This is a genomic window from Banduia mediterranea, from assembly GCF_031846245.1.
In the GTDB taxonomy this organism is placed as follows: Bacteria; Pseudomonadota; Gammaproteobacteria; order Nevskiales; family Nevskiaceae; genus Banduia; species Banduia mediterranea.
This window is the reverse complement of sequence record NZ_JAVRIC010000007.1, coordinates 25,243-37,561: the sequence shown is the minus strand read 5'-3', so window position 1 is coordinate 37,561 and position 12,319 is coordinate 25,243. Positions and strand designations below refer to the sequence as shown.

Here is a 12,319-nt window from a genome sequence, read left to right as displayed (position 1 = left end):
CTGGGCAGCGTATTGCTCGTAGTCCGACCGCGAGTCGTCATCGACGCGCAGGTACAGGGAACCATTCCCAAATGATATTGACTAACGAATCTGAGATCTGAATCCGGGGAAGCTTGGCTTCAGGTCGCTCAGGCAGCGATTGCCGAATGCCAATCTGTTCAAAGCCGTGGAACCGTGATGAAAAAGAACCAGTTTTCCCCGAAGCAGATTCAGAACATCCTGCAGGAAATGGACGCGCAGGAAGCTCCCTCCGTTGTGGCGCTGTGCCAGAAGTATTCGATATCACGGCAGACCTACTACTACTGGCGGGCCAAGTACGGCACGGACGCGACACAGGCCGACCGCATCCGCCAGCTTGAACTCGAAACACGCGAGCTGCGCAACATGTTGATCAAGCAGCGCTTCCAGATCGAGATGCTGAGCAGCAGCGGTTTTGCCGCCCAGGCCACTCGCTGATCTGAAAGGCTTGCGTTCGATTCCACGCCCTCTCGGGCGCGGACATAAGGTTCTGCTGAGACTTTTCGGTTAAGTTCGCGCATCGCTATTTGCCGTATCTCGCGCTGCTGCCGCTGCTTGCCGTTTCGCGGGGGCCCTGGACGGCGAACTGCATGCTTTCGATACCGCCGATGGCAACGAATTGTGACGCTACTAGGCGCTTAGGGCTCAGTACCGCGCCAGCAGCCGGTCGATGTCGCTGCGAATCGCCGCCAGGGTTTCGCGCATCGGCACCGGCTTGTGTGGGGCGCCGTTGGCCAGCACCGCGAAAGCGATCCAGCCGCCGTTGCTCTTGCGCAGGTAGCCGGCCGTGCCGAACACGGAATGCGGTTCGCTGAGCGTGCCGGTCTTGAGCGCCACGCGTTCCTTCCAGGCGGTGTCACCGCGCTTGAGATAGCCATACGGCGCCTGACCGGGCACCACCAAGCCGGCGTAGTACACCGGAAAGGTCTCGGTGCGCCGGTACTCGTATTCCAGCACCGCCACCAGATCCTGCGCGGACAGCCGGTTCTCCGGCGTCAGCCCGCTGCCGCTGAGCAGCGTCGGCGGCCCGGCCTCGGCGTGATTCGCGGCCAGCAGCGCGCGTTGCACCAAATCGGAAAGATTGCGCGAGGCGCTGGCCAGACTGGACACCGGTTCGAGTACCTGCTCGGCGGCGATGTTGAGGGTCAGCACATCGGTGATGTAGTTGTTCGAATAGCGCAGCAGGCGCTGGATTTGCTCGCGCAGCGGCATGCCCTGCATTTCCGCGAGCAGGCTGGCCTTGGCCGGTACCGGCTGCGGTTCCACCACCACATTGCCACGAACGCTCACCCCGAGACTGGCCAGCACCTGACGCAGCAGCAGGCCGCCGCCCAGCGCCGGGTCGCTCATCGACCGGTACAGCCGGACCGGGACGCCGGACGCAACGCCGCCGCCCATGCTGAGCGTATCGCCGTCCGGCAGCGTCACGCGGTCCAGCCACAGCCCGCTGTCCAGCGGCGTCGCGGTATTCACACTGCCACTCAGGGGAATCGGCAAGCCCACTCCGGCGCAGCTGAAAATCTGCGCTGCGGCGCCCGGCAAGGTGGGCTTGACGTCCAGACACCAGCTGCCATAGTCCACGCCAAAAGCCGAGGGCAGCGCGTTATACGAAGTGTGCGTGCGCACCATGCCCTCACATCGGTCCTTGGTTTCGCAGGCCAGTGGGCCGAACGGCAGCGGATTGATCACCAGATCGCCGTCCACCGTGCTGATGCCGGCCTGCTTCACCTGCGCCGCCAGAAACCACAGGGACTGATGATCGAAGGTGGAATCGCCTTCGCCGACGACCATCAGATCCCCGATCAGGCTGTCGCCTTCGATGGCACCGTTGGCAAGTATGCGCGTGGCGAAGGTCTTGTCCGCCGGCCAGGTATCAAGGGCTGCGGCCGCCAGCACCAGTTTGGTCAGCGAGGCCGGCGTCAGCCGCAACGACGGTGACAGCGACTGGATTACCTTGCCGTTGTCCAGGTCGACGGCGACCGCCGTCACCGTAGCGCCACGCCGCATTTCGAGCGCACGCATCGAATCCCAGGCCGCCAGGGCTCGGGATACGGGCGTCACCACGCAAACGAGGGCGAGAACAGCGGCGCCGATGCGACAGCGCGCAACAGATACATTCATCATGGCGCAGTGTTCTACAGCGGTATGACATAAAAGTTCAATGCGCGAACAGCCGAAGTCCAACACGAAGGCGCACGAATGGTCGCCGCCGGACGCGCTCAGCTCAGCGGCCGCGCGGACCTGTACAATCCGCGCCCCACGTTGAACCCTGGATTGACCCGATGTCCGCCCTGTCCGATGAGGTGGCCCGTCGCCGGACCTTCGCGATCATTTCGCATCCGGACGCGGGCAAGACGACGCTGACCGAAAAGCTGCTGCTGTTCGGTGGTGCCATTCAGTTGGCCGGCACCGTCAAAGGCAAGAAGGCCTCGCGCCACGCCACCTCCGACTGGATGGCGCTGGAACAGCAGCGCGGCATTTCGGTGACGACCTCGGTGATGCAGTTCCCGTATCGGGAACGCATCGTCAATCTGCTGGACACACCGGGCCACGAGGATTTCTCGGAAGATACCTACCGCACGCTGACGGCGGTGGATTCGGCGCTGATGGTGATCGACGCGGCCAAGGGCGTGGAGCCGCGCACCATCAAGCTGATGGAAGTCACGCGTCTGCGCGACACACCGATCGTCACCTTCGTCAACAAGCTGGACCGCGAAAGCCGGCCCTCGCTGGACCTGCTCGATGAGATCGAGAACGTGCTGGGTCTGTCCTGCGCACCAATCACCTGGCCGGTGGGCATGGGCCGTGACTTCAAGGGCGTGTACCACCTGCTCGAAGACCGCTTCTATCTCTACACCGGCCCCAAGGACCGGGTTTCGGACATCGAGACCGTCGATGGCCTGCACGCGCCCGGTCTGGCGGAGCGTCTGGGGCGCCCGTATCAGACGCTGCTGGAGGAAATCGAACTGGTGCAGATGGCCGGCACCCCGTTCGACATGGAACAGTACCGGCAGGCCAAGCTCACGCCGGTGTTCTTCGGTTCGGCGATCAGCAACTTCGGCGTGCGCGAATTGCTCAACGGCTTTGTCGACTGGGCGCCGCCGCCGCAGCCGCGCGAATCCAGCGTGCGTCCGATCAAACCGTCCGACGAGCGCTTTTCGGGATTCGTGTTCAAGATCCAGGCGAACATGGATCCCAAGCACCGCGACCGCATCGCCTTCCTGCGGGTTTGTTCCGGCGTGTACACGCGCGGCATGAACCTGCACAGCGTGCGCGTGGGGTCGAACGTGCGCATCTCCAATGCGCTGACCTTCATGGCCTCGGACCGCGACGTGGTCGAACAGGCCTATCCCGGCGATATCATCGGCCTGCACAACCACGGCACGATCTCGATCGGCGATTCGTTCACCGAAGGCGAGGATCTGGTGTTCTCGGGCATCCCCAACTTCGCACCGGAACTGTTCCGCCGCGTGGTGCTGCGCGACCCGCTGAAGTCCAAGCAGCTCAACAAGGGCCTGGACCAGCTATGCGAGGAAGGCGCCACCCAGGTCTACCGTCCGGTCAGCAACAACGATATCGTGCTCGGCGCGGTCGGTGTGCTGCAGTTCGATGTGGTGCAGTACCGGCTCAAGGACGAATACGGCGTGGACTGCGTGTTCGAGCCGGCCGCGATCAGCACGGCGCGCTGGGTGTCGTGCCCGGACGAAAAGAAGTTCCGCGAATTCCGTGAGAAGAACGAACTGCGCATCGCCGCCGATCATCAGGGCGCGCTGGTCTATCTCGCATCGAGCCCGGTCAATCTGGCGATGACGCAGGAACGCTTTCCGGACATCGCCTTCGACGACACGCGCGAACATTCGCCAGCGCTCTGAATCGTGTCGGCCGGCCTCAATGCTCGGGTTTGGGCAGACGCGTGGTCATGTCATTGGGCCGGATCGAATGCGAGGTTTCGTCGCTGGGAAACTCGAACAGCATCTGGCGCCGGTCGCCGGAGGCGATCTCCACTTCACGTTCGATCGGCTTGCCGTCGCGTTCGGCGCTGATTCGATAGCGGCCCGCCGGCAGATCGACCAGCATCAGCGGGCCGTCGGCCTTCGTCTCCACCATTTCGTCGTTGTTGCTGTCGCGAATGCGCACGGCGACGTCCGTGGTATAGGCCGCCTTGCCGTCGATCGACTCGGCAAAGGTCATGGCCAGCGGGTACTGATCACGCGCCGCTTTCATTTCGCTGGCGGACTCGCGTCCCACGCCGCCGATTTTGTACTCGACCTTGCCGCCAGCGTCGGCGGCGGCAGTCGCTGAAGCTGTCCACAGCAGGCCAGGAACCAGGACGCCGAGGGTGGAAGGAATGGCAATTTTCATCGCAATCTCCTGAAATCCATGTCGGGGTGAAGCGTGTTGCAGTGCCCCATTTTTGCGATCGGCACTGAAAGCTGCCTGAAGCACGGCAGCGACAAAGGCGGACGGATCGGGCGCCGCGGCCGAAAACCGTCATAGAATGGTCACAAAGGCGCCACCGAGCGCCTGAAACCAATCTTGCGAGTTCTGGAAGGGAGACGCTCATGACGATACGAATCCGTTGGTCGGTACTGGCCGCGCTGTTGCTGGCGGGCTGTGGCGACGGCGGTGGTGGTGGCGGTGACACCGATTCCCTGGACCCGCCACCCGATGCCGAAACGCGTGCCGGCACGGTCGAAGACGTGTATCTGGCCTCGGGCGTGGACGGCGAGCAGATCGCCTTCACCGTGATCGAACCGGAAACATTTGCGGAAGGCGCAAAGTACCCGCTGATCCTGCACAGCCACGGTTACGGCGGTTCGCGCCAGGGCAGCCGGCCCACCGAAGGCCTGCTGGCGGCGCTGTCGGCCGCCGGCTACGGCATCATTTCCATCGACCAGCGGGGGCATGGCGAATCCGGTGGCACGATTCGCATTCTCGACCCCAATCTCGAAGGTCAGGATAACCTGCAGATCATTGACTGGGCCGAGGACAATCTGGACTGGCTGGCCTATCGAGACGGCAATCTTCTGCTCGGCGCCACCGGCGGAAGCTACGGCGGCGGCTTTCAGCACCTGATCTACGCGATCGACCCGGAACAGCGCCTGGACGCGATCGCCCCCGAAATCACCTGGAACGATCTGCGCTACAGCCTCTATTCGGGCGAGGTGTTCAAAAGCTACTGGGCCACGCTGCTGTCCCTGGGGGGCGGCGCCAACCAGGATGCGGAGGTCAATGCAGGGCTGATGCAGGGCATCACCACCAATACGCTCAGCCAGGAACAACAGGCCCTGCTCTACCAGAACAGTCTTGCCTCGTACTGCGAGCTTGGCACGCTCACGAAAATCGACGCGCTCTACTGGCAGTCCGCGCGTGACACCCTGTTCAACCTCAACGAGGCCTACGCCAACTATCGCTGTGTGGAAGCGCAGGGTGGCGATGTGCGCCTGCTGGTCAAGGCACCGGGCCACGATTCAGGCGGCCTCGAAGCCTGCGGCAAGCTCGACAAGAACCGCGCGATCCTCGCTTGGTATCAGGAGAAGCTGCGCGGCGTTTCCGGCGCCGATGACGACATCCCCGAATTCTGTTTCCACCTCGGTGACGACGGCGAGGACGGCGTGGTGCCGAACGAGCTGCCGGAAGCCACGCAGGTGTTCCAGGTGCCGCCGACCTCGATCACGCCGTCCAACAATGTGTTCCGCAAGCGCATTCCGCTGACCACGATCGGCGCCGGTGGCGCGGTGATGATCGGCCTGCCGGAAATCAGCATGATGGTGACCGACGCCGTGGCCGGCGCGCCGCAACTCGGCGATCCGATCCTGTTCGTCGGCCTGGGCCGGCGCGCGCCGGGCGAGAACATCGATACCCTGATCATGGGCAATCAGGTGCGTCCGTTCCGTGGTTACGGGATGTTCGAGGACGAACTCACCGGCGTCTCGGTGCGGCTCGACGAAGGCGATGAAATCAGCCTGTTGCTCTATCCGTCGTTCGTGGCGCGCTATGTGGGTTCAGCCTCGACCGTGGGCGCGCCGGTCACGGTGGAAGCGACGGTGGGCCTGCCGCTGTTCGAAGGCGATCTGCCGCAGGCACCGGCCAACTGAAACCGGTGCCGAACGCGGCATGGCGGCGTAAAGCCGCCATGCCGTGTTCGGCACGGCTCCGCTATGCTGGATGCCCCTGTTGTCCAAGGCCCTGGTCATGAAGTCCGCTCGATTCGTCGGTTGCATCGTCCTTTTCGGCGCCGCGTCGCTGTCCGCCACTGCGTGGTCGGAGACCCCGAAAACGGGCTTGTGGAAGATCACGATGCAGGGCGCCAGTGCCGCGCACGAGAATTTCGACTGCGTGACCGACGAGGAAGTGGCGAAGTTCGAAAGCGGCGGCTGGGATTCGTTCGAACCGCCCTACGAGAACTGCGAGACCACCGATCGCAAGCAACGCAGCGACGGCTTCTCGCTGGAGTACCTGTGTGACAGCGAACATCAGAAAGGTACCGGCAACATGAGCATGACGCTCAGCGATTCCGAGCACTGGACGATGACGATGAACTTCAAGGGCAGCCTGAGCATGCGGCCGGATGTCAAGCCGATGCCGATCGACGTGGACATGAAGGTTGACGCGGCCTGGTCGGGTCCGGACTGCGGCAAGTACGCTGACCAGGACGAGTGACTCGGCACCGGGGGATTTCATGCGGCTACTGAAAGCAACCGGCGTAACGCTGTTGGTGCTGGCCGTGGCATTGGTCTGGACCTTCCTGCCGCAACGGCTGGATTTCGAAGCGATGTCGGCCGAGCTGTTGCCGCCGGCGAATCCGCCGGCGGAGATGCACCTGAGCCTGCTACAGACCGGGCGCATGCATTCCCAGGCACTGTTCGCGTATCGCGGCGGATCGCCGTTCGATGCGCGCGATTTCTCGATGGGCGGCATCCTCGTGCAGCACCCGCGCGGCGATCTGCTGTTCGATACCGGTTTCGGCCGGCACGTGGTGGACCACGCCGAGACGCTGCCGCCGTTGATGAAGCTCACCACCCGCTACAGCGTCGGCACACCGATCGCCGACCAGTTCTCGGCGCACGGCTACCAAGCTGCACAACTGGCCGGCATCGTGCTCACGCACGCGCACTGGGACCACATCAGCGGCATTCCGGACCTGCCGGGCGTGCCGGTGTGGCTGGATACGGCGGAACAGTTGTTCATCGGTGGCGACAAGCCGATGGCGCAACTTGCACACAGCCTGTTGCCGCTGCCGATCCGCACCTACGGCTTCGATGAAAAGCCGTACCTCGGTTTCGCGCGGAGCTTCGATGTCTGGGGCGACGGCTCGATCGTGCTGGTGCCGGCGGGCGGCCATACGCCGGGTTCGATCATCGCGTTTCTGAATCTGCCGTCCGGCAAGCGCCTGGCCCTGATCGGTGACATCGCCTGGCAGACCGAGGCGATCGGGATTCCTGCCGAACGTCCCTGGGTATCGCGCATGCTGGTCGATGACGACGCCGGGGCGGTGCGCGAACAGCTGCGTCATCTCGCCGCGATCCATCAGCGCTTTCCGGAAATCCAGATGGTGCCGGCGCACGATGCCCGGGTCGCCGCAGGTCTGCCGCAGTTTCCGGAAACGATGCGCTGAGCGCGCATCGACGCCTTCAACTCGGCTTCACGGCCTCGTTCGTTCCGCGCAGCTCGGCCGGCACTTCGAGATCTTCTGACTTCGCGGTTCGCGCCTTCGCCACCAGATTGCGGAACAGTCGGCGCTGCGGAGCCAGATAGGGCAGGTACTCGGGGTGCCATTGCACGCCGATCAGGTATTGCTCGTCGCTCGATTCGATCGCCTGAACGAAGCCGTCCAGATCGCGTGCCGCGACATCCAGGTTCCTGCCAGGACGCTCAACGGCCTGATGATGCAGGCTGTTGATGCGCCAGCGTGTACGCCGCAGGATGCGGTGCAACTCCTGCTGCACCGTGCCGATCGCGGACTTGGTGGGCAGGATGCTGCGCCGGTTCGAGGTGCGCCGACGCAGCCCACGGATGTCGCCGTACAGTGAGCCGCCGCGCATCACGTTGATCAACTGCGCACCGCGACAGATTCCGAGTATCGGCAGATTGGTACGCAGTGCGCGATCAATGATCTCGAGTTCGAAGCGGTCGCGCCGTGTATCGATCTTGGCGATGCCGTCGTCGCTGCCGCCATACAGACTGGGGTCGATATCCGACCCGCCGCCGATGATCAGGCCATCAAAACGGCGATGAACGCGTTCCGGCGGTGTGGACGGCGTCAGGCGCAGCGCGCGTGCGCCGGCCAGCCACAACTGCAAGCGCGTCGCCCACCATGCCAGCGGTACGCCACGATCCGAGCCAGTGACGGCGATCAGCGGCCGCTCAGCCACTGCGTCACCTTGTCGCGCCAGCCAACGAAGTCGATGGAGTTCTCGGAGTCATCCGCACGCCAGGCGGCGCTCCACCGTTTCAGGCGCGCCTGATCGTCGGCCAGCGCTTCGACCTGTACCCAGCGGTTCCACGGCGCGTGCAGCGACCATTGCGCATCGTCGATCTCCGAATTCGGCAAGCGATAGTGAAACGTCGGGCGCTTGTTGATCTTCTGATCCGGCACCTTGGCACGGACCCGCGCCTCGTCGATCAGCGCGAACAGCGGCAGCATGTCCAGGGTGCGATTGCGCGTCGGATTGTGTTCGAGGTAGTCGTCGATCAGACCGTTCATGTCCGGCGCATAGTCCGGCTGCAGCAACAGCCGCAGATAGGCCAGCGGATAGTCGCGGATGAACGGCGACAATCGACGCGTGGGCGGAATCTGTTCCTGGTCACGCAGCCAATCCGTCAGGCAGGCGAAAGCCTGGAGGTGACGGCGGATGGTGTCCGCGTCCAAGGCCGGGAGCTCGGCATTGAATTGCAGGCCAAAGGCGTAGATCACCGAGGCACCGGTGCCGAGTGCGCCGGCCTCGCGCAGCGCCGTCACGGTATCGTCGAGCCGCGCCAGCTGACTGATCGGCAGTGGCGGACAGACCAGCTCGGCCGGGACCACCGTTTCAGCCAGACCCAGCAGTACGTCTTCGGCATAACGCTCCACGGCCGCCCACAATTCGCTGACTTCCTCGCTGTCGCTTTTCTTGCGGTCATGCAACCAACGTGCATCGAACTCGATTCGATAGTCGCCGAAGTCCGCCTCGCGCACGTCGATCAGGAGGCGGTCATGCGCATCGATGCTGCCGCCATGAACGGACTGCACGCATTGCGCGATCTGCTCCAGGGAGATGCCGGACATTTCCAGCTCCACGCCGACGCGGCGTTCCTCGCCGTCGGCATTGTGGCACCGTGGCGGCATTTCGTATCGGCTGGTCATGGCTCCATGCAAAGACGGGTCGTATCGCGCTTCACGATACGACCCGTCGGATGTCCCAAAGATGAATGACCGGGAAACGCGCTCAGCCGAGCCCGACCGGCACGAAGATGCGTACCTGCCCGCGCTGGATCAGTAGCGCGACACGGTCATCGTGTTTACCGACGATCTTGCGCATCTGTTCGGCACTGCTGACTTCCTCACCATCGATCGACAACACGACATCGCCGCGCTGGATGCCGGCCTCGGCCGCGGGTCCGGACGCTTCCTCGACCAGCATGCCGGCCAGCAATCCGGAAGCCCGCTGCTCCTCAGGAGACAGCGGCCGAACGGCAAGGCCCAAGCGAGCGTCGTCGGCTGAACCGCCGTTGCCATCAGCGGAGGCGACTTCGCTCAAGGCGCCGAGCCTGGCGACCACAGTCTTGGTCTTGCCGTCACGCCAGACTTCGAGCTCCGCCTTGTCACCCGGCGAGGCCAGACCGACACGCGACGAAAGATCGCCGGCCGCGCGGATCGGCACGCCGTTGTAGGACAGCAGTACATCACCCGCCCGAAGCCCGGCCTTTTCAGCCGCACTGTCGGGTTCGACCTTGGCGACCAGCGCACCGGCCGGCTCCTCGAGCCCGAAGGACTGCGCCAGCGACTGGTTCACGCCCTGCACCGAAACACCGAGCAGTGCGTGCTCGACCTTGCCGTGCTTCACCAGCTGATCGCTGATGTGCATGGCCACGTCGATCGGAATCGCGAAGGACACGCCTTCATAGCCGCCGGTGTTCGAATAGATCTGGGAATTGATGCCGACCACTGCGCCGCTGGCGTCGAACAGCGGTCCACCGGAATTTCCGGGATTGACGGCCACGTCGGTCTGGATGAACGGCACGAAGGCATCGTTCGGCAGCGAGCGCGCCTTGGCACTGACAATACCGGCAGTGGCACTCTGTTCCAGGCCGTAAGGCGCACCGATTGCCAGCACATAGTCGCCAACGCCGAGCGTCTCAGGGTTACCGGTGCGCACCGTCGGCAGATTCTTCGCGTCAATCTGGATCACGGCGATGTCGGTGGCTTCGTCGCTGCCGAGCACCTTGGCTTCGTACTCATGATTGTCGGACAGCTTGACGGTGACCTTGGTGGCATCGGCCACCACGTGGGCATTGGTCAGGATCAGACCGTTCTCGCTGACGATGAAGCCGGAACCGAGACCTCGCGTCGGCACGCGCCCCTGCGGCGACATTCCCGGCTGTCCTCGAAAGAACTGCGAAAACGGGCTGTTCTCGCCAAACGGATTCTGCATCTGCGGCGCCTTGGCCTCGCCGATCGTGGTGATGCCGACCACGGTGGAGGCGTTCTGCTCGACGATGGCGCGATAGTTCGGCGCCGTCATCATCGGAATCGGCTGCTTGTCGCTGAGCGGCCGCGGGGGCGAAGCACTGGAGATCATGGTGACGGTCGGCGACGCATCGGTCGGCGTCAGTGTGCCCGGAACCACCGCGCTCACCGCGCCGAGCGCGGCGCCGGCTGCGACCAGCCCGGCAGCGGCGATTGCACAGCTTGTCCTGCGTAACTGCATCGGTGAACTCCCGAATCTGCTGTTGTGGTGGATGCACTCTGGAGCCGGATTCTTAAAGGAGTCTTAGTGAGCTGGACCCCAAGCCTTCGCGTCCTGGACCGCTACGCCGATCTCTGCTGCCCGGTGCTGGACGTGATCGACCAGCGCTACCACTGGAGCTTGATGCAGGTCGAGTATTCCACCAACTTTCACGCTAAGAACCGTGACTGTTTTCAGACCTCGAAGGTGGCGCCGTCGAAGAAGCGGTCCGGACCCATGGTCAGCACCTGTTGTGCCACCGGCATCGGCCAGCTGCCGTTGTGCGTTCCTTCCGGTTTTGTATCCGCGCCGGGATAGCTGGCCCCGACCAGGTCGGCCGCCTGCCGATAGATCTGCGGCAGGTAGACCTGGGCCGCGATGTCGCTGGCCTGGATCTCGGCGCCGATCTGATTCCAGCGCTGCATCTGTTTGATGAACCAGGCGGCGTGCGAGCGCCAGGGAAAACTGGCGGCGCCGTTGTAGAACACCAGGCCGGGGCTGAACAGCGCGCTGTCGGCATCGGGTACGCCCAAGGCTTCGCGTATGGTCGGCTCCGGTGAATCCAGCACGCCGCTTTCGATCAGCACACGCGCGGCCTCGCCGCGGTTTTCGGGGACGTCGAGCCAACGGTTGGTTTCGATCAGCGCAGCGATCAGCGCGACATGGCTGTTCGGGTGGCGGGCGGCCCAGTCGCGCGTCACGCCCAGCACCTTCTCGGGACTGTTGTTCCAGATCTGGTAGCTGCTGACGATGCGTCGCCCGACGCCGGCGCTTTCGGCCACTGCGCCCCAGGGCGCACCCACGCAGAACCCGTCGATGCGTCCGTCGCGCAGATGCTGAACCATTTGTGGAGGCGGGATCACTTCCAGCCGCAGATCCCGGTCGGGATCGATGCCGCAGGCGGCCAGCCAGTAGCGCAGTTCGTAGTGATGCGCCGAGAACGGGAATACATGCGCAAACACACGTGGCTTGCGGCCTTCCATACGGTCGCGTTGCAGCAGTTCGCGCAGCGCGGTGCCGACGGCTGCGGGCTCGGTTTGCTCCAGCACCATCTGACTGTAGAGCTCGTTGGACACCGCGATCGAGTTGCCGTTGAGATTGAGCGACAGCGCAGTGACCATCGGCATGCCGATGCCATCCACGCCCAGTGTGGCGGCCAGTGGCATCGGCGCCAGCATCTGTGCACCGTCGAGCACACCGGCCACGACCTTGTCGCGAATGCTGGCCCAGGAGGCTTCGACACTGATCCGTATGTCGAGGCCGTGGCGCTCAAAGAAGCCCTTGGCCTGGGCGACGACGATCGGCACCGCATCCACCAGCGGAATGATGCCGAGTTCGAGGGAGGCCTTCTCCAGCCGGCTGGTCATCGACGG

General features: G+C 64.0%; 11 protein-coding genes. 5 read left to right on the top strand and 6 right to left on the bottom strand.

All coding sequences use genetic code 11. The annotated features are described in order from the left end of the window. Positions 1-177: 177 nt before the first annotated feature. On the top strand, positions 178-456 hold the full coding sequence (locus RM530_RS06670) for a transposase (RefSeq protein ID WP_311364443.1): 279 nt from the start codon (positions 178-180) through the stop codon (positions 454-456). 207 nt (positions 457-663) lie between these two features. On the opposite strand, the gene dacB is transcribed toward RM530_RS06670, so the two are convergent. Then, the gene (dacB, locus tag RM530_RS06665; RefSeq protein WP_311364442.1) at positions 664-2,079 is read right to left on the bottom strand and encodes a D-alanyl-D-alanine carboxypeptidase/D-alanyl-D-alanine endopeptidase; all 1,416 of its coding nucleotides are present in this window, start codon (positions 2,077-2,079) and stop codon (positions 664-666) included. Positions 2,080-2,300: 221 nt separating this feature from the next. Here dacB and RM530_RS06660 point away from each other — a divergent pair, with 221 nt between their 5' ends. Continuing rightward, positions 2,301-3,890, top strand: a complete 1,590-nt coding sequence (locus RM530_RS06660) for a peptide chain release factor 3 (protein ID WP_311364441.1) — start codon at positions 2,301-2,303, stop codon at positions 3,888-3,890. 16 nt (positions 3,891-3,906) lie between these two features. Here the strand turns inward: RM530_RS06660 and RM530_RS06655 are convergent, their stop codons facing one another. Further along, positions 3,907-4,380 carry a hypothetical protein gene (locus RM530_RS06655; RefSeq protein WP_311364440.1) on the bottom strand — a complete coding sequence of 158 codons (474 nt, stop codon included), beginning with the start codon at positions 4,378-4,380 and terminating at the stop codon, positions 3,907-3,909. 200 nt (positions 4,381-4,580) lie between these two features. Here RM530_RS06655 and RM530_RS06650 point away from each other — a divergent pair, with 200 nt between their 5' ends. From RM530_RS06650 to RM530_RS06640, 3 genes are all read left to right on the top strand, one after another. After that, the gene (locus tag RM530_RS06650; protein WP_311364439.1) at positions 4,581-6,116 is read left to right on the top strand and encodes a CocE/NonD family hydrolase; all 1,536 of its coding nucleotides are present in this window, start codon (positions 4,581-4,583) and stop codon (positions 6,114-6,116) included. 79 nt (positions 6,117-6,195) lie between these two features. After that, a complete protein-coding gene (locus tag RM530_RS06645; protein WP_311364438.1) occupies positions 6,196-6,681 on the top strand; it encodes a DUF3617 domain-containing protein in 486 nt (161 codons plus the stop codon). 19 nt (positions 6,682-6,700) lie between these two features. After that, a complete protein-coding gene (locus RM530_RS06640) occupies positions 6,701-7,636 on the top strand; it encodes an MBL fold metallo-hydrolase (protein WP_311364437.1) in 936 nt (311 codons plus the stop codon). Between the two features lie 16 nt (positions 7,637-7,652). On the opposite strand, the gene RM530_RS06635 is transcribed toward RM530_RS06640, so the two are convergent. The 4 genes from RM530_RS06635 to RM530_RS06620 form a co-directional block, all read right to left on the bottom strand. Then, on the bottom strand, positions 7,653-8,393 hold the full coding sequence (locus RM530_RS06635; protein WP_311364436.1) for a gamma-glutamyl-gamma-aminobutyrate hydrolase family protein: 741 nt from the start codon (positions 8,391-8,393) through the stop codon (positions 7,653-7,655). After that, complete coding sequence (locus tag RM530_RS06630; RefSeq protein WP_311364435.1) at positions 8,375-9,364, bottom strand: amidoligase family protein; 990 nt, start codon at positions 9,362-9,364, stop codon at positions 8,375-8,377. The genes RM530_RS06635 and RM530_RS06630 overlap by 19 nt, the downstream gene beginning before the upstream one ends. A gap of 82 nt (positions 9,365-9,446) precedes the next feature. After that, positions 9,447-10,928 carry a Do family serine endopeptidase gene (locus tag RM530_RS06625; protein WP_311364434.1) on the bottom strand — a complete coding sequence of 494 codons (1,482 nt, stop codon included), beginning with the start codon at positions 10,926-10,928 and terminating at the stop codon, positions 9,447-9,449. Between the two features lie 212 nt (positions 10,929-11,140). Beyond that, positions 11,141-12,313, bottom strand: coding sequence for a CmpA/NrtA family ABC transporter substrate-binding protein (locus RM530_RS06620; protein WP_311364433.1), 1,173 nt, complete (start codon positions 12,311-12,313; stop codon positions 11,141-11,143). Positions 12,314-12,319 lie beyond the last annotated feature (6 nt).

Coding starts and splice junctions, on each gene's coding strand:
- RM530_RS06670 (WP_311364443.1), top strand. CDS start 178: ATGAAAAAGAACCAGTTTTCCCCGAAGCAGATTCAGAACATCCTGCAG.
- RM530_RS06660 (WP_311364441.1), top strand. CDS start 2,301: ATGTCCGCCCTGTCCGATGAGGTGGCCCGTCGCCGGACCTTCGCGATC.
- RM530_RS06655 (WP_311364440.1), bottom strand. CDS start 4,380: ATGAAAATTGCCATTCCTTCCACCCTCGGCGTCCTGGTTCCTGGCCTG.
- RM530_RS06650 (WP_311364439.1), top strand. CDS start 4,581: ATGACGATACGAATCCGTTGGTCGGTACTGGCCGCGCTGTTGCTGGCG.
- RM530_RS06640 (WP_311364437.1), top strand. CDS start 6,701: ATGCGGCTACTGAAAGCAACCGGCGTAACGCTGTTGGTGCTGGCCGTG.
- RM530_RS06630 (WP_311364435.1), bottom strand. CDS start 9,364: ATGACCAGCCGATACGAAATGCCGCCACGGTGCCACAATGCCGACGGC.
- RM530_RS06625 (WP_311364434.1), bottom strand. CDS start 10,928: ATGCAGTTACGCAGGACAAGCTGTGCAATCGCCGCTGCCGGGCTGGTC.
- RM530_RS06620 (WP_311364433.1), bottom strand. CDS start 12,313: ATGACCAGCCGGCTGGAGAAGGCCTCCCTCGAACTCGGCATCATTCCG.